Annotated in this window: 19 protein-coding genes, 1 tRNA gene and 1 pseudogene; 9 read left to right on the top strand and 12 right to left on the bottom strand. The window is 65.9% G+C overall.

Annotation, left to right across the window (positions count from 1 at the left end; all coding sequences use genetic code 11):
- Positions 1-2: 2 nt before the first annotated feature.
- The 3 genes from sucC to NGB94_RS05375 all read right to left on the bottom strand — a co-directional run bounded on the left by sucC (position 3) and on the right by NGB94_RS05375 (position 4,751).
- Positions 3-1,172, bottom strand: a complete 1,170-nt coding sequence (sucC, locus tag NGB94_RS05385) for an ADP-forming succinate--CoA ligase subunit beta (RefSeq protein ID WP_152229528.1) — start codon at positions 1,170-1,172, stop codon at positions 3-5.
- Positions 1,173-1,373: 201 nt separating this feature from the next.
- Complete coding sequence (gene pcrA, locus NGB94_RS05380; RefSeq protein WP_325789582.1) at positions 1,374-3,875, bottom strand: DNA helicase PcrA; 2,502 nt, start codon at positions 3,873-3,875, stop codon at positions 1,374-1,376.
- A gap of 72 nt (positions 3,876-3,947) precedes the next feature.
- A complete protein-coding gene (locus NGB94_RS05375) occupies positions 3,948-4,751 on the bottom strand; it encodes an inositol monophosphatase family protein (protein ID WP_325789581.1) in 804 nt (267 codons plus the stop codon).
- Positions 4,752-4,824: 73 nt separating this feature from the next.
- Here NGB94_RS05375 and NGB94_RS05370 point away from each other — a divergent pair, with 73 nt between their 5' ends.
- Positions 4,825-5,469 carry a hypothetical protein gene (locus NGB94_RS05370; protein WP_325789580.1) on the top strand — a complete coding sequence of 215 codons (645 nt, stop codon included), beginning with the start codon at positions 4,825-4,827 and terminating at the stop codon, positions 5,467-5,469.
- An 18-nt stretch (positions 5,470-5,487) separates the two neighbouring features.
- On the opposite strand, the pseudogene NGB94_RS05365 reads toward NGB94_RS05370, so the two are convergent.
- Positions 5,488-7,455: pseudogene (locus NGB94_RS05365) on the bottom strand (MMPL family transporter); the annotation flags it as partial.
- A gap of 96 nt (positions 7,456-7,551) precedes the next feature.
- Between NGB94_RS05365 and NGB94_RS05360 the strand changes: the two are divergent.
- Both NGB94_RS05360 and NGB94_RS05355 read left to right on the top strand, forming a co-directional pair.
- On the top strand, positions 7,552-8,061 hold the full coding sequence (locus tag NGB94_RS05360; RefSeq protein ID WP_325789579.1) for a MarR family winged helix-turn-helix transcriptional regulator: 510 nt from the start codon (positions 7,552-7,554) through the stop codon (positions 8,059-8,061).
- A gap of 80 nt (positions 8,062-8,141) precedes the next feature.
- Positions 8,142-8,215 (top strand) — tRNA-Arg (locus tag NGB94_RS05355).
- Between the two features lie 21 nt (positions 8,216-8,236).
- Here NGB94_RS05355 and NGB94_RS05350 read toward each other — a convergent pair.
- The 3 genes from NGB94_RS05350 to NGB94_RS05340 all read right to left on the bottom strand — a co-directional run bounded on the left by NGB94_RS05350 (position 8,237) and on the right by NGB94_RS05340 (position 11,382).
- Entirely contained in the window at positions 8,237-9,157 is a 921-nt protein-coding gene (locus NGB94_RS05350) for a carbohydrate ABC transporter permease (RefSeq protein WP_325789577.1), read from the bottom strand.
- A 1-nt stretch (position 9,158) separates the two neighbouring features.
- A complete protein-coding gene (locus NGB94_RS05345; protein ID WP_325789576.1) occupies positions 9,159-10,082 on the bottom strand; it encodes a sugar ABC transporter permease in 924 nt (307 codons plus the stop codon).
- 67 nt (positions 10,083-10,149) lie between these two features.
- A complete protein-coding gene (locus NGB94_RS05340) occupies positions 10,150-11,382 on the bottom strand; it encodes an extracellular solute-binding protein (protein ID WP_325789574.1) in 1,233 nt (410 codons plus the stop codon).
- Between the two features lie 309 nt (positions 11,383-11,691).
- On the opposite strand from NGB94_RS05340, the gene NGB94_RS05335 reads away from it, so the two are divergent.
- From NGB94_RS05335 to NGB94_RS05315, 5 genes are read left to right on the top strand one after another with little or no spacing between them, the layout of a single operon-like run.
- Positions 11,692-12,636, top strand: coding sequence for an SIS domain-containing protein (locus NGB94_RS05335; RefSeq protein ID WP_418910611.1), 945 nt, complete (start codon positions 11,692-11,694; stop codon positions 12,634-12,636).
- Positions 12,637-12,639: 3 nt separating this feature from the next.
- Positions 12,640-13,581 (top strand): ROK family protein, encoded by a 942-nt coding sequence (locus NGB94_RS05330; protein ID WP_325789572.1) that lies wholly within the window; start codon positions 12,640-12,642, stop codon positions 13,579-13,581.
- The gene (locus NGB94_RS05325) at positions 13,578-14,555 is read left to right on the top strand and encodes a hexose kinase (protein WP_325789570.1); all 978 of its coding nucleotides are present in this window, start codon (positions 13,578-13,580) and stop codon (positions 14,553-14,555) included. Before NGB94_RS05330 ends, NGB94_RS05325 begins: the two co-directional genes overlap by 4 nt.
- Positions 14,552-15,403, top strand: a complete 852-nt coding sequence (locus NGB94_RS05320) for a class II fructose-bisphosphate aldolase (RefSeq protein WP_325789567.1) — start codon at positions 14,552-14,554, stop codon at positions 15,401-15,403. Before NGB94_RS05325 ends, NGB94_RS05320 begins: the two co-directional genes overlap by 4 nt.
- A 6-nt stretch (positions 15,404-15,409) precedes the next feature.
- Positions 15,410-16,222 (top strand): DeoR/GlpR family DNA-binding transcription regulator, encoded by an 813-nt coding sequence (locus NGB94_RS05315; protein WP_325789566.1) that lies wholly within the window; start codon positions 15,410-15,412, stop codon positions 16,220-16,222.
- Between the two features lie 6 nt (positions 16,223-16,228).
- Here the strand turns inward: NGB94_RS05315 and NGB94_RS05310 are convergent, their stop codons facing one another.
- From NGB94_RS05310 to NGB94_RS05295, 4 genes are all read right to left on the bottom strand, one after another.
- Complete coding sequence (locus tag NGB94_RS05310; RefSeq protein ID WP_325789564.1) at positions 16,229-17,083, bottom strand: hypothetical protein; 855 nt, start codon at positions 17,081-17,083, stop codon at positions 16,229-16,231.
- Entirely contained in the window at positions 17,080-17,673 is a 594-nt protein-coding gene (locus NGB94_RS05305; RefSeq protein WP_325789562.1) for a signal peptidase I, read from the bottom strand. Before NGB94_RS05305 ends, NGB94_RS05310 begins: the two co-directional genes overlap by 4 nt.
- A gap of 55 nt (positions 17,674-17,728) precedes the next feature.
- Entirely contained in the window at positions 17,729-18,160 is a 432-nt protein-coding gene (locus NGB94_RS05300; protein WP_325789561.1) for a hypothetical protein, read from the bottom strand.
- 190 nt (positions 18,161-18,350) lie between these two features.
- Positions 18,351-20,258 carry an ABC transporter ATP-binding protein gene (locus tag NGB94_RS05295; RefSeq protein ID WP_325789560.1) on the bottom strand — a complete coding sequence of 636 codons (1,908 nt, stop codon included), beginning with the start codon at positions 20,256-20,258 and terminating at the stop codon, positions 18,351-18,353.
- A 244-nt stretch (positions 20,259-20,502) separates the two neighbouring features.
- Between NGB94_RS05295 and NGB94_RS05290 the strand changes: the two genes are divergently transcribed.
- Positions 20,503-22,158, top strand: a complete 1,656-nt coding sequence (locus tag NGB94_RS05290; RefSeq protein ID WP_325789559.1) for a sensor histidine kinase — start codon at positions 20,503-20,505, stop codon at positions 22,156-22,158.
- Here NGB94_RS05290 and fdhD read toward each other — a convergent pair.
- Positions 22,155-23,012, bottom strand: coding sequence for a formate dehydrogenase accessory sulfurtransferase FdhD (gene fdhD / locus NGB94_RS05285; RefSeq protein WP_325789558.1), 858 nt, complete (start codon positions 23,010-23,012; stop codon positions 22,155-22,157). The genes NGB94_RS05290 and fdhD overlap by 4 nt on opposite strands.
- Between the last annotated feature and the right edge of the window lie 21 nt (positions 23,013-23,033).

Here is a 23,033-nt window from a genome sequence, read left to right as displayed (position 1 = left end):
GGTCAGCGAGCTGCGTTGGCGAGCTCGGCAGCCTTGTCGGCGCCGTTGTCCATGGTGGTTGCGAGGGTAACCAGCGGGTGGTTGGCCTCGGCCAGGATGCGGCGGCCTTCCTCCACGTTGTTGCCGTCCAGGCGGACGACCAGCGGCTTGTTGGCCTCGTCGCCGAGGATCTCCAGGGCCTTGACGATGCCGTTGGCAACTGCGTCACAGGCGGTGATTCCACCGAAGACGTTCACGAAGACGGACTTGACCTGCTCATCGTTGAGGATGACGTCCAGGCCGGCGGCCATGACGGATGCCGAGGCTCCGCCGCCGATGTCCAGGAAGTTGGCGGGCTTCACGTTGCCGTGCTTTTCGCCTGCGTAGGCAACGACGTCGAGCGTGGACATAACCAGGCCTGCACCGTTGCCGATGATGCCAACTTCGCCGTCGAGCTTGACGTAGTTGAGGTCGTTCGCCTTGGCCTTGGCTTCCAGCGGGTCCGCTGCGTCCTTGTCTTCCAGCTCGGCGTGGCCGGGCTGGCGGAAGTCGGCGTTCTCGTCCAGGGAGACCTTGCCGTCGAGGGCAACGATGTCGCCTGCGCCGGTCTTGACCAGCGGGTTGACCTCCACGAGGGTGGCGTCTTCCTTGGTGAAGACGTCCCACAGCTTCAGGATGGCGTTCACGACGCCTTCGCGCAGTTCCGGAGCAAAGCCGGCTGCGTCGACGATTTCTTCGGCCTTGGCCTGGTCGATGCCAACTGCCGGATCCACAGCGACGCGGGCAAGGGCGTCGGGACGCTCAACGGCGAGCTGCTCGATTTCCATGCCGCCTTCGACCGAGCACATGGCCAGGTAGTTGCGGTTGGCGCGGTCCAGCAGGACGGAGAAGTAGAACTCCTCGGCGATGTCCGCACCCTGTGCGATCATGACCTTCTTGACCGTGTGGCCCTTGATGTCCATCCCGAGGATGTTGCTGGCGTGCTCGAAGGCTTCGTCAGCGGTCTTAGCCACCTTGACGCCGCCGGCCTTGCCGCGGCCGCCAACCTTTACCTGGGCCTTGACGACGACGACGCCGCCAATCTTCTCGGCTGCAGCTTTGGCTTCTTCAGGAGTGTGCGCCACGATTCCGGCAAGCACGGGTACTCCGTGCGCCTCAAACAGATCGCGCGCCTGATATTCAAACAGGTCCACGGGCTAGTGTCCTTCTACGTCGAAGTAGGTTTACGTATTGATCAGCTGATCAAGAAGCAGATGCGTCGAGCCGGGCTGCCCCAATGGCACTTTAGTCCCTTAGCGCCGGGGGCCCACCACAGACTACCGCTTTAGTGACGAAGGGCACAGTTCGACGGTTTGTAGAAGAACCGGCCTTTCCGCTATGGGCTTCCGGCTGTGTTATGACTCCTTGGTCAGCGGGGCGTAACGCAGCAGCAGCCGCTTCTCGCCGACGTCGAACTTCACCTTCGCCACGGTCTTGTCCCCCGAGCCTTCGACAGCCAGAACCTGGCCGTGCCCGAAGGAGGTGTGGTTGACCTTGTCCCCGACCGCAACCGAAATGACTTCCTTCTGCGGCTGGACGCGGCCCATGGCCTTGGAGACGGGTGCGGCGGCGATGCTGCCGCCGGTGGACGACGGCGCTCCTGCACCCCAGTGTGATCCGCTGTAGCGGCTGGAGGTGATGCTTCCTCCGCCGCCCCAGGCGGGACGGTCCATGCCCTCGCGCTTCCACTCGATGAGTTCAGCAGGCACTTCCCCCACGAACTGGCTGGCCGGGTTGTACTGGCTCTGGCCCCACATGCTGCGGACCTCGGAACGCGTGAGGTAAAGCCGCTGGCGGGCGCGCGTCAGGCCCACGTAGGCCAGGCGGCGTTCCTCGGCCAGTTCAGCCGGATCAGTGGCAGAACGCTGGTGCGGGAAGATGCCCTGCTCCATGCCGGTCAGGAACACCACCGGGAATTCAAGGCCCTTGGCGGTGTGCAGGGTCATCAGGGTTACTACGCCCTGGCGCCGGGATTCCTCGACGGCGGCGGCCACTTCCTCGGCGGAGCCCTCGGGCGCGTCCGGGATTTGGTCTGCGTCCGCCACCAGGGAGACCTGCTCCAGGAACTGTTCGAGGGTTCCCTCCGGATTGTCGCGTTCGAATTCGCGGACGACGGCGACCAGTTCCGCCAGGTTCTCCACGCGGGACTCGTCCTGCGGGTCGGCGCTGGAACGCAGCTGCGCCAGGTAGCCGGTCTGCTCCAGGACTGCTTCCAGGGCAGCGGACGCCCCGGAGCCGGATGCCACTTCGGACAGGTCGTCGATCAGCTTGACGAAGCCGTTGACGGCGTTCAGCGAGCGCGTTGCCAGTCCGGGAGCATCTTCGGCCCGGCGCAGGGCAGCCATAAAGCTGATGCGCTCACGCTCTGCCAGCGCGGCTACCGAGTATTCCGCACGGTCGCCTATGCCGCGCTTTGGTTCGTTCAGGATGCGGCGCAGGTTCACGACGTCGTCCTGGTTCACCAGCACGCGCAGGTACGCCAGCGCATCCTTGATTTCCTTGCGCTCGTAGAACCGGGTGCCGCCAACCACCTTGTACGGCAGTCCCACGCGCACCAGCACGTCTTCGAGCGAACGTGACTGGGCGTTGGTGCGGTAGAAGATGGCGACGTCGCCGGGCCGCAGGTCCTCTTCATCCTGGAGCCGGTCGATTTCCTCGGCGATGAACCGGGCTTCCTCGTGCTCGTTCTCCCCCACGTAGCCGACGATCTTTGCGCCGTCTCCCTCAGCGGTCCAGAGCTTCTTTTCCGGGCGGTTGGGGTTGCGGGAAATCACGGCGTTGGCTGCGGACAGGATGGTCTGGGTGGACCGGTAGTTCTGCTCCAGCAGGATCGTGCGTGCGGACGGGTAGTCCTTTTCGAAGTCCACGATGTTGCGCACGTCCGCCCCGCGGAACGCGTAGATGGACTGGTCCGAGTCGCCCACCACCGTCAGCTCTGCGGGCGGAATGTCCAGGTGGCCTTCGCCTTCCACGCCCACGAGCTCCCGGACCAGGGCGTACTGGGCGTGGTTGGTGTCCTGGTATTCGTCCACGAGGATGTGCCGGAAGCGGCGCCGGTAGTATTCGGCAACACCCGGGAAGGCCCGGAACATGTAGACCGTCTGGGCGATCAGGTCATCGAAGTCCAGGGCGTTGGCCTGGCGCATCCGCTGCGTGTACCCGGTGTAGACCTGGGCCACGGCCTGCTCGAACGGATCGGAATAGTTGGCACTGGAGGCATAGGACTCATCATCGATGAGTTCGTTCTTCAGCCCGGAGATCTTGTTGGCGATGGCCTTGGGGGCGAACCGCTTGGGGTCCAGGTCCAGTCCCTTGGCCACCAGCGTGATCAGTCGCAGCGTGTCCGCGGAATCGTAGATGGAGAAGTTGGAGTTCATCCCCACGGCCTTGGCCTCCCGGCGCAGGATCCGCACGCAGGAGGAGTGGAAGGTGGAGATCCACATGGTCTTCGCGACGCCGCCCACGAGCGATTCGATGCGTTCACGCATCTCAGCCGCTGCCTTGTTGGTAAAGGTGATGGCCAGGATCTGGCCCGGGTTGGAGCGGCCGGTGGCCAGCAGGTAGGCGATCCGGTGGCTGAGCACCCGGGTCTTGCCTGACCCGGCGCCGGCGACGATCAGCAGCGGGGATCCGGCATGCTTGACCGCCTCCTCCTGCTGCGGGTTCAGGCCGCGCAGCAGATCCGCGGCCCGGGCCTCATCCACGCGGCCGGAGCCGGAACGCGGAGTGCCGGAGCCTGCTGCGGTGTCCGCGCCGGTCTTCCGCGCGGCGTCTTCCCCGGCTTTGCCCGCATCAGGGTCAGCGGAGGCCTTGGTCTTGGCGGGCGTGGAAAAGTACGGATCAAAGAGATAGTCCATGGTGGTTTTAAGTCTAGGTGCTGGCCCCGACATTTTCCCGGACGCAGTTTCCGTCCGGCCGGGCCGGGCCTGCTAGGTTCCCGAAAGCCGGTGCTGGATCTCACGCACCGCCGTCGCGGGGCCGGCAATATGCCAGCGGAACCCATTCACCTCAAGGACCGCAGCCGTGCCTCCGGAAGCCTCCACAATCGCCTTCCCGGGCAGCCAGTCCCATTCCGGGCAGCTGTGCTGGAACCAGGCACCGAGCCGGCCCGCAGCCACCGACCCCAGGTCGCAGGAACCGCTGCCGAGCATCCGCAGAGTTGCCGCCCCGGCGGCTGCCCGGGTCCAGGGGCCAGCTACGTCTTCACGCGTCAGCCAGGTGGGATGCAGGTACGTTCCGGCGCTGAGCCGGTCCAGCCCGGTGTCCTCCACCGGATCCAGCACAGCCCCGTTCAGCGTGGCGGGATGCCCGGGACCGCCAAGCCAGAGCCGGTCCTCCTGGGGCTGGTAGATCGCTCCCAGCAGCACCCCGGGATCCTCGTCTGTGCCGTCCGGGCCGGAATCGGCCCGCAGGGCCAGGGCAGAGCACCAGTAGGTGGACCCGGAGAGGAAGTTGTAAGTGCCGTCCACGGGGTCGATCACCCAGGTGCGCCCCGAGGTTCCCTGGTGGCTGGCACCTTCCTCGCCGAGGATCCCGTCCTCGGGACGCAGCCTGCGCAGGGTTTCCAGGACCAGCTTTTCTGCTGCGTGGTCCGCTGCCGTCACGACGTCGGAGACCGAGGTTTTCTGTTTGCCCGTCAGCCCTTCGCTGCGCATGGCCAGCGCCAGGGCTCCGGCCTCCCGGACCAGGGACCCGGCAAGGGCGAAATCTTCTTCAGTGGCATTCGCGCTCATGGGCCTTAGCCTAAACCGTTCTCCCCGCACCGTCCGCCGGGAAGCCTGCGGCACCCTCCGCCATACTGGAGGCATGGGTAAAACTCCGGCACAGCGCGCCGCAAAGCACGGCGACAAGGCACAGCTTCCGGCAGGGCAGCAGGTCCCCGCCAATCCAACAACACAGCGGACGCCGCAGCAGGCCAAGACCAACGCCAATTTGGTCGTGATTGCCGCGGCGGCCACCGCGCTGTTTATGTTCTGGTACTACCACTTGCTGGTGCTGAACCAGATGACCCAGCTTTCGGGCGGCCTGGCCATGCCGGACTCGCTGATCGGCGGGTACGACATGGAGTACCTGGCCGCCCTGCGCTCGGCAATGGATGCCGATGCGCTGGGCCAGCTCAGCTACGTCCACAAGACGGCGGGTACCCTCTTTCCCCTCATTTTCGGATTCGCCTGGCTGCTGATCATCGGCCTCAACACCCAGCGCCGAACGCTCCGCTGGGTGCTGTGGGCCGCGCCGATCCTCTTCGTCATAGCGGATCTCTGGGAGAACGTCGCCATTGACGGCGTTCTGGGGTCTGCGGAGCTAGCGGCCGGTGACGCTGGCCTGGCCAGCGTCCTCACGGTCTCCCGCTGGGTCCTCCTCGGGCTCAGCCTGGTGGCGTCCGTGCTTGCCGTGTTTAGCTCCCGGACGGCTCGGCCACCAGAACTTGTCGCCGAGGACAAAGACTAGGGCCGGCACGATCACGGTCCGGACGATCAGGGTGTCGAACAGGACACCGATTGCCACGGTGAGTCCAACCTGGGCAAGCGTGACCAGCGGCAGCACACCAAGGACCACGAACACCGCGGCCAGCAGGATGCCGGCGCTGGTGATGACGCCGCCGGTGGAGCGCAGTGCGGCCAACATGCCCTTCCTGGTTCCCATGGTGGCGGCGTTCTCCCGGGCCCGGGTGACCAGGAAGATGTTGTAGTCCACGCCCAGGGCGACCAGGAACAGGAAGCTGTACAGGAGGGTCAGCGTATCCAGGGCCGGGAAGCCCAGGACGTTGACGAACAGCAGCCAGCTGATGCCGCTGGCGGCGAAGAAGGTCAGCAGCACCGAGGCCACAAGCAGGACCGGTGCAACGAGGGACCGGAGCAGGGCGACGAGCACCAGGAACACCAGCAGAATCACCAGGGAGACCACCAGCGTCACGTCGTGCGTATTCGCGTCCAGCTGGTCAACCCGTTCGGCCGCCTCGCCGCCTACCAGGGCTCCATAGTCCGGATTCTCCGCAAGGTCCGAGCGAAGGTCCCGGATGAAGGTGTTGGCTTCATCGGTTCCCGCTTCATAGGTGGTGACCAGGTCGATCCGGGTCAGGCCGTCATGCTCGCTGCTGATGGTGGCGTTGTCCACGCCGTCCACGCTGCCCAGCTCGTCGGCTGCGGCTTCTGCTTCGTCCGAGTTCACCAGCACGATGACAGGGAAGGTCGAGCCGGCGGCGAAGCCCTCTTCGAGGGTCTCTGCCGCAGTTACGGCCTCCGGCTTATCCGTAAACTGCTCGTTCTCGCTCAGGCCGATCTTGGCGCTGAACAGCGCGCTTGCCATAACAAGCAGGACGACGACGGCGATGCCGGCAATCGTCTTCGGCTTGCGGGCGGTCGCGTCGCCCAGCCGGCCCCAGAACCTGCCTTCGCGGGCGGGGTCCCCCACCTTGGGAACGAAGGGCCAGAAGAGCTTCCGGCCCAGCAGCACCAGTGCCAAGGGAAGCAGGAAGAGTGCACTGAGGATCGCGAAGACAATGCCCAGTGCGGCCGAGAATCCGAGTCCGCGGTAGCTCATGGTGTCGGTGAAGAGCAGGGTCAGCAGCGCCAGGATAACCGTGCCGCCCGAGGCGATGATCGCTTCGCGGGTGCGGGTGAGTGCCTTGCCCATGGCTGCGTAGACGCTGTCATGCACACGCAGTTCTTCCCGGTAGCGGGCAATCAGCAGCAGCGCATAGTTCGTTGCGGCGCCAAACACCAGGACGCTGGTGATGCCGACGGCGGAGGGATCCACTTCGATGCCGGCCAGCGGCGCCAGGACGTCCACCATGCGCAGCGAGAGCTGCTCGACGGTGGCCACGATCGCCAGCGGGACGATCCACAGCCACGGAGAGCGGTAGGTGACGATCAGCAGCAGGGCCACGACGGAAGCGGTGACGGCAAGAAGGGTGAAGTTCGCGCCTGCGAAAACGCCGGCCAGGTCCGCGGTGAAGGCTGCGCCGCCGGTGAGTTCGGCCTTCAGCCCCTCCGGGGCGGCGTCGCTGATTGCCCCGCGCAGCGCCTCGACTTCCTCGCCCACGGCATCGCCGTCGTCGCTTGCAGCCTGCAGCGTAACCGGAATAAGGGCAACGACGCCGTTCTCCGACACCAGCGGAGGCACCTGGGCCGGAGGTGCCTCGACGCCGGATTCCGTCGCGGCGGCAGAGATGTCCGCGATGGCCGCGATGTCTGCCTGGCTCATTTCGCCGCCGTCTTCACGCGAAATCACGATCAGTGCGGTGGACTGCTGGGCGTCCGGGAATTCCTTGAGCAGTTCCTGGACCTGGGTGACCTGGTACTTGTCGCTGAGCTGCCCCACCGTCGAGCTCTCGTTCTCAGGGACCGGAATGGCAAAGAGCCCCACGATCACCACCAGGCCAAGGAACAGCGTGACTAACGCAGCCCTCGCCGATTTAACTATCTTCGCGCTCATGGTGATACTCCAGAGGTGTAGGTGTTGCAGCGGTCAAGTAACTAGCGAACAAAGTATCTCTTATTTAGAGATACTTCAACGTGAAGCTACTATGTGATGGTGGAGATGAACGCGCTGCGTCGTGAAATCGTGGAGGCTGTCAGGGGCATGGGCCTGGACGGCCAGCTCGTTGCGGATGCCTTCGCCCACAAACACGGATTGAACTCAACGGATATGCGGGCCCTGACGCTGGTCATGGAAGCCGAAGTGCGCGGCGTTCCGCTCACCGCCGGACGCCTCAGCACACTGCTGGGCACGTCCACGGGGGCGACCACGGCCGTGATCGACCGGCTGGAGCAGATCGGCCACATCCACCGGGCGCGGTCCGAAGCAGACCGCCGGAAAGTGACCCTGCACTTCGAACCCCTGGCCAGGCAGCTGGCCGGCGCCTATTTCGGTCCGCTCGGAGCGCTGACCACCGAAGTCATGGACCGCTACTCGGAGGCCGAGCTGGAAACGGTCCGCAGCTTCCTCGTTGGGATGCGGCAGGCCTACACCACGTATTTGCAGCTCCTGGAGGATTCACCCAAGGGCCCTGAGGCGCCGGGACCGGCGACGAAGCCGTAGCAGCGTGTCCCTGCAGGCCGCGCGGCACCTGGAGCCGAAAACAGGTAAGCTGTTTATCGCTGCCGGACGCCGGCGGCCACGCCTCCGTAGCTCAGTAGGATAGAGCGGCCCTCTCCTAAAGGGCAGGTCGTCGGTTCGATTCCGGCCGGGGGCACTTTTTTGTATCCGGCAGCCGCTATTTGACGGCGCCGGCGGTCAGCCCGCCGATGAGCCGCTTCTCGATCAGGGCAAACAGAATGATGACGGGAACAATCGCCACGATCGAAATCCCGAAGACGTACTGCCAGCTGGTGGAGTACTGCCCGATGAACTTGGTCAGCGCCACTGAAAGCGGCTGGTTCTCAGCCGTGGACATGATGACCAGGCTGGCAGCGAATTCGTTCCAGGCGGAAACGAAGGTGAAGATCACGGCCGTAACAATCCCCGGCCAGACCAGGGGCAGGTTGATGGTGAAGAGCACCCGGAACCGGCCGGCCCCGTCAATCTGTGCGGCCTCATCGATTTCCTTGGGGATGGCGGCGAAAAAGCTGTGCATGATCCAGAGGGCAAAGGAGAGGTTGAACGCGGCGTTGATCAGGATCATCGCCAACCAGGTGTTGTTCAGGTCCAGCCAGAGCATCTGGCGGAACAGGCCGGCGGTCAGGACCGCAGGCTGCAGCATCTGGGTGACGATCACCAGGAAGAGGAAGACCATCCGGCCGGGAAACCGGAAGCGGGCGGTGTAGTAGGCCGCGGGCGTCGCCACGAGGAGGACCAGGATGGTGGCGGACACCGCGATGATGATGGTGGAGCCCAGGTTGAAGGGTAACGGCGTCTCGGGTGTATCCCACATGGTGGCGTAATTGCCGAACTGCAACCCGTCCTGCGGGAAGTAGGCGGGCGGGACACTGAGGATTTCCGCGCGGGTCTTGAGCGAGCCGACCAGCATGATCAGATAGGGCGTCAGGAAGGCCAGGGCGATCAGTGCTCCGGCCACTGTCCTCCCGGCCATCCGGCGGCGGCTGATCCCGTCGACGCGGTAGCCCTTCGTCCGTTTGGGCAGGGGGGCCGGTGGCCGGACCTCGGCCGGGGCGGATACGGGTGCGGTGGCAGCCATCTCAGACCTCCTTCGTGGGCTTGACGACTTTGACGTACACCGCGACGATCACCAGCACCACGGCAAAGTTCACCACGCTGAGGGCACTGGCAATGTCCAGCCTCCGGTCGAATTGGAGGACCTTGAAGATGTAGGTCATCAGGGTGTCCGCACTGTAGCCGGGGATGGATCCGGTCATGATCTTCAGAATGGGCAGGTTGTTGAAGACGTTGATGATGTTGATCAGCACGGACACTGCCAACGCTCCGCGCAGCTGCGGAAGCACTACGCTGAAGAAGGTCCGGGCCGGCCCGGCGCCGTCCATTTTGGCAGCCTCCAGCGCATCGGCGGGAATCGCCTGGAACCCGGCGAGCAGCGTATAGGTGGTGAACGGCAGGGAGACGAAGACGCCCACGACGATTGCCGCGGCCAGTGCGGTGGCCACGTTTTTGGTGAAGCCGTAGGAGGCGTCCAGCAGCCCAATGTCCACCAGGAATTTGTTGATGATTCCGTAATCCCGGTCCAGGCCGTAATAGAAGACGGTGGTGGTCATGACCACGCTGGCCGCCCAGGGCACCACGACCGCCATGCGAACCAGTGTCCGGCCCGGAAAGGGCTTGTTCAGGAAGTTGGCGAGCGCCAGGGAGATCAGGACCGTCAGGGTCACCACCACAACCACCCACACCACCGTGTTCAACAAAATGCGGGGCAGGTTGGGATCACTGAAGACCGTGCCGAAATTGGCCAGACCGACGCCTTCCACGTTGGTGCCGGCCGCGCTGATCCGCCGGGTGGAGCTATACACCATGTAACCGGCCGGAAAAATCACCACACCAAAGATCAGGATCAGCACGGGGCCGATCCATGGCAGTGCTGCCAGGATGCCTTCGCGGCTCCGTGGCCTGCGTTTGCGGGCCAAAAGGCTCGGCTGGGGCAGTGAACTCATAGAGGGATACCGTTCTCGGTGCTGGAGTGGCCGGTCCGGGGACCGGCCACTCCGTGGCGGCTGCGGTCTAGGCGGCGTCGGCCTTGGCCTGGATCTGGTCCAGGACGGTGGCGGCGTCCTGGTCTTCGAGCTGGCCCATCAGTGACTTGAAAGCGCCGTCAGTGGCGTTCCAGGCCGGGTTGGTGGTCGGGTAGAAGTTGGCACTGGGCAGCATGTCCAGGAAGGGCTTCAGGGTTTCATCCGAGGCCATGGCCTCGGATCCACTCTTGGTGGTGGGCAGGAAACCTTCGGTCTGGACCCAGTCCACGTACTGGTCCTCGGCGAAGAAGAAGTCCATGAACTTGGTGATGGCCTCGGCCTTGTCTCCGTCGTTCTTGAAGGCCATCAGCCGGTCGGCGACCCCCAGGGTGGCGGGCTCCCCGGTATTGGTCGGGACGTTGGCGACGGCGTAGTTGAGGTCCGGGTTGGATTCCTCGATCTGTCCCACGGTCTGCGGCAGGGCGTAGACCATGCCGATCTGTCCCTGGGCGAAGACGTTGATCATAGGGGTGCGCTGGGTGGCGCCGGGATCGGGCTGGGTGACGCCGTCGGTGATCATCTTCTTCATGAACTCGGCTGCCTCGATGTTTTCGGGGGTGTTGACGGTGATCGTCGTTTCGTCCCCGTAGCCTCCGCCGTTACCGGCGAACCAGATCAGGCTCTCACCCTGGGCTTCCTCCGAGCCCAGCGGCATGCCGTAGCCCGGGGTGCCCGTGGCGGAGATTTTCTTGGCGGCGTCGTACAGCTCATCCCAGGTGGTGGGTGCGGCCTGGACGCCGGCTGCCTCGAACAGGTCCTTGTTGTAGAACAGTGCCCGCGCGGAGGCGATCAGCGGCAGTCCGTACTGGGTGCCGTCCAGGGCTTCGTTCGCGGCAAAGGATTCCTGGAAGTCGGAGATGGTTGCTTCCGAGGCCACTTCGTCTGCCGGATAGAGCAGTCCTTCGTCGGCGAACGCGGAGAAGGCCCCGCCGTTGTAGATGTCCGGGGCCTCGCCCGCCTGGACCTTGGTCTGCAGGACCGATTCGAGGTTTTCCCAGGATTCCACCTGGAGGTTCACATCGATTCCGTCATTGGCGGCCTCGAAGTCTTCGATGACGCCTTCCCAGAGTGCCTTGGTGCCGTCGGAGTAGGTAGGGACCAGCAGGTTCAGGGTGGTGGCGCCGTCTTCTCCGCCGCCTCCTCCGCCGAAACCGCAGGAGGACACCGCCAAAGTGCCGGCAGCAACCACGGCGACTAGGCCCAGGGGAAGTTTTTTCTTCATTGAATCCTCTTTCAGGTGGTGGTGCCGGCAGCGGTGCCCAGTTATCGGCACGGCTTCGTGATGAAATCTGATTACTAATACCGACTCACGATCATTAGCAAGCAGGCAGTGTCCACATAATTTCCCGCGGAAAGCGGGGAGTCAAGAGTTCTGCGAAAGTTTCTTCTGAACCTAAAGCGGCCTGATACCCACACTTCGGCCCAGACATGATGATTAATTATGATTGCTAGACAAGAGAAGCAATCATCAGCCACCATGTAGCTATTGCGCCCTGAGCGTGGCGTATTCCCGAGAAGGAGCAGATCCCGCATGCCCGAGTCTGAGTCTGAGTTCGCGACCATCCTGCCCTCCGCCGACCTGCCGCCCGGGCGGTGGATGCGCGAAGAGCTTCAGTCCCAGCCGGAGATCTGGGAGCGGGCCATCGCCCAGTCCCGGGGCGAACGCCTGCTGCCACCCGAGGGTGCCCGGGTAGCCGTGGTGGGCTGCGGCACCTCCTGGTTCATGGCGCACGCCTTCGCCGCCGCGCGGGAGTCCTCAGGACAGGGCGTCACCGATGCCTTTGCCGCTTCCGAAGCCGAGGGCCTGCCCGGACGCGGTTACGAGGCCGTCATCGCCATCACCCGTTCCGGGACCACCAGCGAAATCCTGGACCTGCTGGCTACGCTTCGCGGTACCGGCACCCCTACCGTGCTGGTCCTTGGCGCCGTTGACACTCCTGCCGCCCGGCTGGCGGACGCCGTCGTCGCGCTCCCCTACGCCGATGAAACCTCGGTGGTCCAGACCCGCTTCGCCACCACCACTCTCTGTTACCTGCTGGCGTCGCTCGGCTGGGACCTGTCCCGGGCTGTGGCTGAGGCACGGGAAGTCCTGACAGAAAGCACGCCGGCCGCATTGCTCGAAGCGGAGCAGTTCACGTTCCTGGGCCGCGGCTGGACGGTTGGGCTGGCCCACGAGGCTGCACTGAAGCTCCGGGAAGCAGCGCAGGAGTGGACGGAGGCCTACCCCGCCATGGAATACCGGCACGGACCGATTGCCGTTGCCGCTCCCGGCCGGGTAACCTGGCTCCTCGCGCCGGAGCCCCCCGGTCTTGGCAGCGACGTCCGCTCCGCCGGGGCCCGGTTCGAGGCCGTCCCGCGGCATCCCCTCGCTGAACTCGTGCGGATCCACCGGCTCGCCCTGGAGCGGTCCCTGGCCAGAGGACTGAACCCCGACAGTCCGCGCAATCTGGCCCGTTCGGTGATCCTGGCGGAGTAGGCGATGCTCAGCCCCATCCCGCCCGGAGGGGACGGCCTGGTCCTCGCCCTCGATATCGGCGGAACCGACATCAAGGCTGCCCTGCAGGACGCCTCCGGTACCTTCCACGGGCTCCGGAGACTGCCCACGCCGCACGATCCGCACCACCCGGGGGACATCATCGTGGACAAGGTGGCCGGCCTGGTCCGGGGTTACACAGCCCAGGCCGGTGACGTGCCCCTGCGCTCCATCGGCCTGATCGTTCCCGGCCTGGTTGACGAAGACGCCGGCGTGGGAATCCTCTCGGCGAACCTGGGCTGGCGGAACTATCCCTTCTCCCGGATGGTGCAGGAGGCCACCGGCCTGCCAGTCGCCTTCGGGCACGACGTCGGACTGGCCGGTGAGGCCGAAATGCGGCTGGGTGCCGGGCGCGGGCTGCGGGACGTCTTGGTCATTATCATCGGTACCGGAATAGCCGGCGCGCTCTTCTGCGATGGGCGCCGGGTCCACGGCGGCGGATTTGCCGGTGAGATCGGTCATGCGCCCATCCCCGGGGGCATCCCCTGCGCCTGTGGAGCTGCCGGGTGCCTGGAAACGCTCGCTTCAGCCGGCGCTATTGCCCGCCGGTACACAGAACTCACCGGTAATCCCGTGCCCGGTGCGGCGGAGGTTCTGGCCGCCGCCGGTACGGGCGACCCCACCGCGCGCAGGGTCTGGAGCGAGGCCATCGAAGCGCTCGCCGTGGTGCTGAGCCAGATGGTGGCAGTGCTCGGGAGCGAGGCAGTCATCCTGGGCGGAGGCCTGTCCCAGGCCGGGTCCGCCCTGCTGGATCCGTTGGGCGCCCTGATGGATTCCGCGCTCTCCTTCCACCGCCGTCCGCAGCTGCTCCGGGCGGTCCTGGGGCAGGACGCCGGGCTGATGGGCGCCGCCCTGCGCGCGCGTGACTTGTTGGCAGGACCCGCATGACGGGCGTTGCGGGGACGGTGCTGACGTTCACTCCCAACCCGGCCCTGGATGAAACCTATCCGGTGCCGGCCCTGGTGCCCGGCAGCACGCACCGGGTCCCACCCCCTCACACACGGGCCGGAGGCAAGGGCCTCAACACGGCCAGGGTGGTGCACCAGCTGGGCCATTCCGCCCTGGCCGTCACATCCGCCGGCGGTCCGACGGGTGCAGCGTTCACGGCCGAACTCACCGGGTCGGGTGTACCGCACGCCCTACTGGAGGTGTCCGCGCCCACCCGGCGCAGCATGGCCTTCGTCGACGCCGGCACCGGGCTCACCAGCATCTTCAATGAAACCGGCGTCCCGCTTCGCGCCGGCGACTGGGATGAGCTGTTCGCCCTCGTAGAGCAGGCGCTGCCGCACGCCGCCTGCGTCGTCGGCGCCGGAAGCCTGCCGCCGGAGGCGCCGCCGGACTTGTTTGCCCGCCTGGTCCGCCTCAGCGCCGCGGCGGGGCTTCCCTGCATCATCGATACCTCCGGCCCCGGACTGCTGGAGGCGGCCGCCGCAGGTGCGGACGTGCTTAAGCCCAATCGCGAGGAACTCCTGGAGGCAACGGGATGCGACGACGTCACCCGGGGTGCGGACATGCTGATCAGCGCCGGAGCCCGGCAGGTCCTCGTCAGCTCGGGCGCGGACGGCATGTCCTTGTTCAGCGCCGATGCCCCGGGAACCATCCTCACTGCAACCCTGGGACGCACGCTCAGCGGTAACCCGACAGGTGCCGGCGATGCCGCCGTCGCCGCCGTCGCCGTGCTGCTTGCTTCCGGAGACCGGGATCCGTACCGGCTGCTGCGCACCGCGACAGCGTGGTCCGCCGCCGCGGTGCTGATGCCGGCTGCCGGGGAGATCTCCCCCCGCCACACCCAATTCGCCAAGGAGGTGCGGATCCAGCGGGACGGCCGGGTTCCGTCCTCCGCCCGGGAGGAAACCGTATGAGCCTGATCCCTACCCGCACCCTGGTCGAAGCGGCGGCTGCCGCCGGAACCGGAATCGGCGCGTTCAACGTCCTGCATCTGGAGACGGCCGAGGCGATCGTGCAGGGTGCCGAGACCGCCGGGCTGCCCGTGATCCTGCAGATTTCGGAGAACTGCGCCAGTTATCACGGCGCCTTGGAACCGCTGGCACTTGCCTGCCGTTCAGTCGCTGCTGCCGCCTCTGTTCCCGTGGCCCTGCACCTGGACCATGCCGAGGATCCGGCGCTGGTGCACCAGGCGCTGGAACTGGGTTTCGGGTCGGTCATGTACGACGGCTCGCGGCTGCCCTACAGCGAGAACGTCGCGGCAACCGCACGGGTAGTCAAGCACGCAGATGCCTGCGGGGCCTTTGTCGAGGCCGAACTCGGCGAGATCGGAGGCAAGGACGGTGCACACGCCCCGGGGGTCCGCACGGACCCTTTTGAAGCCGTGGACTTCGTCCTGGCTACCGGCGTCGATGCCCTGGCGGTAGCGGTGGGCTCTTCACACGCAATGACGCAGCGCAGCGCCGAACTGGACCTGGAGCTGATCGCCGAGCTGCGCCGGACTCTGCATGTTCCCCTGGTCCTGCACGGGTCCTCAGGTGTCGCTGACGAGGTACTGGTGTCCGCCATCCAGGCCGGAATGACTAAAATCAATGTTTCGACACATTTGAACGGTTATTTCACCCGCGCCGTCCGCGGGGTCCTCGAAAACAACCCGGATCTGGTGGATTCACGCAAATACATCCGCGCCGGCCGGCAGGCGCTCGCACCGGAAGCGGGGAGGCTGTTGGCACTCTTCGCCCACGGCTGCCCGGCACAAGATTAGGAACCAATGGAAAAGACAGAGCGGCTGAACGCAATCCTCGACCTCCTCGCGGCGCAGGGCCACGTGCAGGTCGAGGACATTGTGTCAGGGCTGCGGGTCTCCCCCGCCACCGCCCGGCGGGACCTGGATGCCCTCGCCGCCCAGCGCCTGCTGACCCGGACCCGCGGCGGCGCCACGATGGAGGCTGTCGCGTACGACCTTCCCACCAGGTACACACGTGACGACCACGCTGCCGAAAAGCAGGCCATTGCCCAGGCGGCGAGCGCGCTCGTTCCGCGCGGAGCGGTGATCGGCCTCTGCGGCGGGACCACCAGCACCGCGATCGCCCAGGCCCTCGGCCTGCGCCGGGACCTGATGGAGCCCTCCAATAAGCCGACCCTCACCGTGGTGACCAACGCAATCAACATCGCCGCCCAGCTGGTGGTCCGCCCCAACATCCGTGTCATGGTCACGGGCGGGGTGGTGAACCCCCGCTCCTACGAACTCGTGGGACCGTACACGGACACCATCCTGCAGCGGGTGGCCCTGGACTTCGCCTTCGTGGGGGTCAACGGCCTGGACCCGGAAGTCGGCCCCACGGTCAATGACGAAGCCGAAGCAGCCGTGAATTCCCTAATGTCCCGGCGCGCGTCGGAAACGTACATCGTTGCCGATTCCTCCAAGATCGGGAACCGCAGTTTTGCCACCCTTGGCGGCTTTGTCTTCAGCAACCTCATTACCGACAACGGAATTACTGCCGACGAAAAAGCCGCCTTCGAAGCCGCCGGTATCCAGGTCACCGTCGCAGCCCCCAAACGGGCCGCCGCTGACCGCCGGTGACCTGGGTCAGGAGCAGTTGAAGAGGCCCCCGCCGTCGGTGGGACCGGAGGCAGCTTTGCCCTGCAGCCACACCGTGACCGTCTTGCCGCCGCCCACGAACCGGGTATTCACGTCCGCGTTCCCACGCAGCTCCAGCATTGGCATCGCCGAGCAGGACCAGCCGGGAGCCAGCGTGACGCCGTTGTTGCTGTCGGCAACGTTGGCGTTCACCTTGAAGCCCGGGTCCGCAAGGTTGAGCGTGAGCTGCCACTCAACGTCTTCGGAGTCAGAGGGACTCGTGATCGTGGCGTAGAAGTTGTAATTATCGGGCTCGGGGTAGCCCCAGGCGTCGACCCGCACGTCCGTCGCTTCGCAGGTCTTGGTGCCCGTCGGGTCGTTCAGGACAGTGCAGCTCACCATGGGGGCCGAGACCGGCGGGGTGTAGGTCCAGCTCGCGGGCACACCCCACGTTCCAACCGTGGCCGCTGCGCCGGCAACATCGGCGGGCGTATAGGCGGGCACGGTCACCGTGGTGGAGCCCTGGGCATCGGCGGCCAGGGACAGGGCCGCCGAAGTCAGCGCGTCGCCGTCGTCCCCGTACAGCGTCAGGTCAAGTTCCTGTCCGCCGCAGGCCGCGCCCAGCCCGGTGACCTCCACCGTGGTGGCTTTTCCGCCGGAGACCCCTCCGGCGGCCGCAGCCACGTGCGGGGTACACCGCCCGGCGACACTGGCGTGCGTCAGGCTTGCCGGTTCCAGGGGAAGATGCGCGGCGGAACCGGGACGCAGAGCCAGCGTCAGCAGCACCACGAACAGTGTCAGGATGGCGGCAGCTGTCAATGGTGCCAGCTTCGCAGAACGCGCAACCGGGCGGTGGATATTCACAGCAGCTCTCCTTTCCCTTGGGTGCTGACCAGCGTGGGCTCCTCCATGGGCTCGGGCTCCGCAACGGGCTCGGCCTCGGCCACGGCGCCGTCGGTTTCCGTCTCCGACGCTGTCCCGGAAGTCTCCGGGTCCCGCGGCCAGAGAAAGATTGCTGCGGCGAGGATCAGCAGCGAACCCCAGATCCAGGGATTCGACAGGCTGTACAGGATGCTGCCCAAGCGCGGAATGTGCACCGTGGCAATCCCCGCAACGTGTGAATCGTCCGGGTTCCACGGGTCAAGGAAGTCGTTGTTGTCTCCCTGCAGGACCCATCCTTCCGTGCCGTCTCCGCCAACGATGCGGTGGATGACGTGCGCACCGCCCGTATCCGGCGGCGTATACACAACAATGTCGCCCACGGCCGGTTCACCACAGCGCGACCACACGAAGTCCCCCGTGGAATAGGTGGGTTCCATCGAGTTTCCCGAGACGATGGTGAACGTGCTGCATCCGCCCAGTGACGACGGCCAGAAGAGATAGAGCATCCCGGCAGCGGCGGCCACCAGGAGCAGACTGGCAAACAGGGACCGAAGCCGGCGCGCGTGGGGCACGCATGCGTTCGTCCTGGTCCGGTCAGCCGAACCCCGCGGGCCGGCCGGCTGGGGGCTAGGAGTGGATGACGACCGCAACGTTGGAAACGTCCTTGGCCGGCACATCCGTCAGCGGCACCGTCAGCGAGGTGCCGGAAACCGTTCCGGTTGCCTCCTGGCCCAGCACGGAGCCATCAGCGTCCGTCAGGGTCACCTTGTAGTCGTGACCGTTGCAGGCAGGATCGATGGAGGTGAGGTTCAGGGCAGTTGCCTCATACCCCGGATTGGACCCTCCCGAGAAGGCACTGTCGAAGGCGACGTTGATCGGCGTTTCCTCGGGCTGGCAGCTGGCAATCACGGTTGTGCCGGCGCCAATGCTTCCGGTTCCCAGATTGAGCTGGGCAGCGGAAGCAAGGGACAGTCCCGCTACGCCCAGGACAGCGAGTCCGAGGGCAGCGGCCTTACGGGTTTTGGCAGAGGTGTTCTTTTGGGTATTGGTAGATGTCACGTTGTCACTCCACGTTCGAGGCGTTCCAGGAACGCTCATACAAACTACGACCACGCCAGCACCGCCGACAGGGCCGCCCGGGTTCTGCCACCCGGGACGAGGACCACCGCGGAGGAGTTATCCACAGGTGCGGCGCATTAATATTTATAAGCCAACCGGCGCGGCGCACACAAATCCGCCAGTGACGGTGCTATTCTCCGGCGAGCTGCCCGGCCACCGTGCTGGCACCGTCAGGATCGCCGGCCGCGAACTGGGTCCGGTACAGCTCGGCGTACCGTCCGTCCTGCGCCAGCAGCTGGGTGTGGGTGCCCTGCTCCGCGATCCGCCCGTCCTCGATCACCAGGATCCGGTCCGCGTTGCGGATGGTGGACAGCCGGTGGGCAATGACGACGGCGGTGCGCCCTTCCAGCGCTTCGGTCAGGGCTGCCTGGACCGCAGCCTCCGACGTCGAATCCAGGGCCGCCGTCGCTTCGTCCAGGACCACGATGCGCGGCTGGGCAAGCAGAAGCCGGGCAATGGTCATGCGCTGCCGTTCACCGCCGGAAAGCCGGTAGCCGCGCTCCCCCACCATGGTTTCCAGGCCGTCGGGCAGAGAACTGATCAGCTCCTGGAGCCGGGCACGGCGCAGCGCGTCCCAGATTTCGTCTTCCGAGGCGTCCGGGTTGGCCAGCAGCAGGTTGGAGCGGATGGTTTCGTGGAACAGGTGCCCGTCCTGGGTCACCATGCCCAGCGCGTGGCGCATCCCCTCGAAGCTCAGGTCCCGCACGTCCGTGCCGGAGAAGCGCACGGCGCCGGCATCGACGTCGTACAGGCGCGAAAGCAGCTGGGCGATCGTTGACTTGCCGGCACCGGAGCTGCCCACCAGCGCCACTGTCTGGCCCGGCTCCACCCGGAAGGACACACCGTGCAGCACGTCCTCGCCGCCGCGGCTGTCCAGCACGGCCACGTCCTCGAGGGACGCCAGGGAGACCTTGTCCGCCGTCGGGTAGGCGAAGCTGACGTTGTCGAACTCCACTCCCAGCGGGCCGTCGGGCACCGGTGCCGGATCTTCCTTCTCCTGGATCAGCGGCTTGAGGTCCAGGATCTCGAAGACCCGCTCAAAGCTGACCACCGCGCTCATGATTTCAACGCGGGCGTTGGCCAGGGAGGTAAGCGGTGCGTACAGGCGGGTCAGCAGCAGCGCCAGGGTCACCACGTCACCGGCGTTCAGGGTTCCGTTCATGGCGAACCAGCCGCCCAGCCCGTACACCAGGGCCAGTGCAAGGGCGGAGACCAGGGTCAGGGCGGTGACGAAAACGGACTGCATCATGGCAGTCTTGACGCCGATGTCCCGCACCCTCGCAGCGCGCACGGCGAACTCCGTGGATTCCTGCTCCGGCCGCCCGAACAGCTTGACCAGGGTGGCACCGGGTGCCGAGAACCGCTCGGTCATCTGGGTGCCCATTGATGCGTTGTGGTTCGCAGCCTCGCGCCGAAGCGCTGCCAGGCGGCTTCCCATCCGGCGTGCGGGCAGGAGGAAGACCGGGAGCAGCAGCATGGCCAGGATGGTTACCTGCCAGGACGTGGTCAGCATGACGATCAGCGTCAGGATGAGGGCCACCAGGTTGCTCACCACTCCGGAGAGGGTTCCGCTGAAAGCCTGCTGGGCGCCTATGACGTCGTTGTTCAGCCGGCTCACCAGTGCACCGGTGCGGGTTCGGGTAAAGAAGGCGATGGGCATGCGCTGGACGTGATCGAACACTTTGGTCCGCAGGTCCAGGATCACCTGCTCGCCGATGCGGGAAGAGAACCAGCGGGTGGCCAGCGAAACCGCGGCATCGGCCAGTGCGACCACCGCGATCAGCACCGCAAGCCACACCACTGTCTCCACGGAGGTTCCGGCCACAATGGCGTTGACCACCTCGCCGGCCAGGACCGGCGTGGCTACAGCCAGGAAGGCTCCCGCCGTGGACAGGGCCAGGAACCCAATCAGCTGCCTCCGGTACGGGGACGCGAAGGACAGGATCCGCCGAAGGGTTTCCCTGGAAATCTTCTTGTCTGTGCCCTTGGCTGTGGAGATCTTGTAGAGCGAACTCCACGCCGCACTTTCCATGCTCATACTGTTTTCTTCTTTCACGTAGCCCGGTATCCAGCTTAGGCGCGGTGCCGGCGCTTCCCGAGTCACATAACTGCCATACGGGACACGGAATTCCCGCATTTCCGGTACCCCGCGGGGACACAGAATGCCTGTGCCGCTCACCACAGGTAACAGGGGCCACACTGGGGTACACTGCAAATCGGTCCGACCTGTCCGGACCCAAGAACGAAAGGCCCCTATGCCGACGGCGCCGACTCACGAGGGCTTGTCCAAAGACTCCCTCAGCGAGGACCTGCCGGCTCTCGTAGCCGTCAGTGACCCGCAGCTGCGAAGCGAGGTGGAAGACGCTCTTGGCCTGGCCGGGCTCCGTCCCGTTCCGCACGGAACAACACCGGGCATGCAGCTGCCTGTTCTGGCCGTCGTCGACACCGCCGCAGTCCAGATGGCCGGAACCGACCTGCGCCGCTGGCTCCTGCCTGCCGCAGACGGTTCGGGGCCGCCAGTCATCCTGATCACCCCGGGTGAACTGCTCGACGTCGAAGACATGGTCCGCAGGGGCATCACCGATTTTGTGCTCAGCCCGGTCTCCGGCAGCGACCTTTCCTACCGTGCGGCCCTCATCCGGGCCGAAACACTGGCAGTGCGGCGCCGCCGCGAGGTAAATGCCGTCCTCCGCGGGAAGGCCCGCGTCATCTCCGCCGCCGTGCGCGCCACCAATGACCCCCACATCATGTCCGAGGCAGTGGTCTCCGGGCTGGGCGATGTGTTCGGCGCCGACCATGTAGCCCTCATGACGTTCCCGGACGAAAGGGTTCCGGAGCTGCTCACGTCCTGGAGCCGGCCCGGCGCGGCGGGCGCCATTCCGCCGCCGGATCCAGGGCAGGCCGCTGAAGTGGCCGACATGCTGTGGGACTCGGGAAAGGTGCTTGCGGCACGCGACCACCGGGATCCGGACCCGGACGTCCACCCGATCCTGCATCCCGCCCCGCGGGATGCAGGGCTGCGGACCTCCGTCATTGTTCCGCTGGGCCACGGCGACCGTCCGTTCGGCCTCATCTGGCTCGCGGGTGAGCATGCGGAGCGCACCTGGACACCTACCGAGCTGGCCCTCATCCAGCATGTCAGCGGAAACCTGGCCCACGGCCTGGTGCAGGGGCACCTGATCACTGCCCAGCGCACGGTCCTGGCCAGGCAGCGCGAGCTGGACCGGGAGAAAACGGACTTCGTGGCCACCATCAACCACGAGCTGCGCACGCCGCTGACCTCGATCACCGGCTACCTGGACCTGATCCTGGACGGATCCGGCGGCGGAATCTCGCCCGAAGTCGCCCAAATGCTCGAAATCGTGGGGCGCAACGCCACCCGGCTGAACCATCTGATCGGGGACCTGCTCACCATCTCCCGCGCAGACGCGGATGAAACCAGGATGGACGTCGAGGAACTGGTCCTGAGGGACCTGCTGGAGCAGGTCATCGCCTCGCTGACGCCCGCCGCGAGCAGCCGGAACATCGAGTTAACCCTCGACGAGCTGGACCCGGAGCTGCGCCTGGACCTGCGCCTGGACGGAGACCGGGAGCAGCTGGAACGGGTGTTCATGAACCTGATTTCCAACGCGGTCAAGTTCACTCCCCCGAACGGTTCGGTGCGGCTGACCGCGGAACTCTGCGAACCCGGCGACGGAACCGCGCCCATGATCCGTGTCTGCGTGCAGGACACCGGAATCGGAATCCCGGAAGAAGACCTGCCCAAGCTCTTCAGCCGTTTCTTCCGCGCTTCCAACGCCACTGCGGCAGCCATCCCGGGTACGGGCCTTGGCCTGGCGATCGTTCAGGACATCGTGAACCAGCACGGCGGCAGGCTCTCCATCTCCTCCACGATTGGCGAGGGAACCTGCGTCGAAGTGATGCTGCCCGCGAGCTAGCTCTCCGCAGCCGCCCGGGCAGGCACCTGGGCCTGGATGCGTTCCGGGAAGCAGTAGCAGTTCAGCGAGCTGCCGCGGCTGAAGCCCACCAGCGTCATACCGGCGTCGCGCGCCAGGTCAACTGAGAGGGCCGACGGCGCCGAGACTGCGGCCAGGACCGGAATTCCCGCCAGCTGTGCTTTTTGAACAAGTTCAAAAGATGCCCGTCCCGATACCTGCAGCACCGTTCCGCGGAGCGGCAGCATGCCGGCGCGCAGCGCCCAGCCCACCACCTTGTCCACGGCGTTGTGCCGGCCTACGTCTTCGCGCAGGCAGAGCAGTTCCCCTTCAGCACTGAACAGTCCGGCCGCGTGGACTCCGCCGGTCTTCTCGAACAGGGCCTGGCTTTCGCGCAGCCGTTCGGGAAGCTTCGCCAGGACCTCCAGCGGCACGCGCACGCCGTCGTCCGCTACCTCGAAGTGCGAGGACTTCCGCACCGCTTCGATGGATGCAGTCCCGCAGATCCCGCAGGAGCTGGAGGTGTAGACGTGCCGTTCCATGCCGGCGTCGGGCAGGGCCGTTCCGGGCCGCAGCTGCACGTCCACCACGTTGAAGGTCTGCTGGCCGTCCTCGTCCACGCCCGCGCAGTAGCGCATGGAGATGAGCTGTCCGGCCTCCCAAATGACGCCCTCGGAGACCAGGAAACCAGCCACGAGGTCGAAGTCGTCACCCGGAGTGCGCATGGTGACCGTGAAGGACCGGCCCTGGAAACGGATCTCCAGCGGCTCTTCTCCGGCCAGCACATCATCACGCCGGCTCACCGTGCCGTCAGTGCGGAACCTCGTTATGCGGGCACGCCGTGAAACCCGTCCCATCCCATCGCTCCTCAATAAGTC

The sequence above is a fragment of the Arthrobacter koreensis genome (assembly GCF_035792275.1).
GTDB lineage: Bacteria > Actinomycetota > Actinomycetes > Actinomycetales > Micrococcaceae > Arthrobacter_B > Arthrobacter_B koreensis_A.
This window is presented reverse-complemented; position numbering and strand designations above follow the sequence as displayed.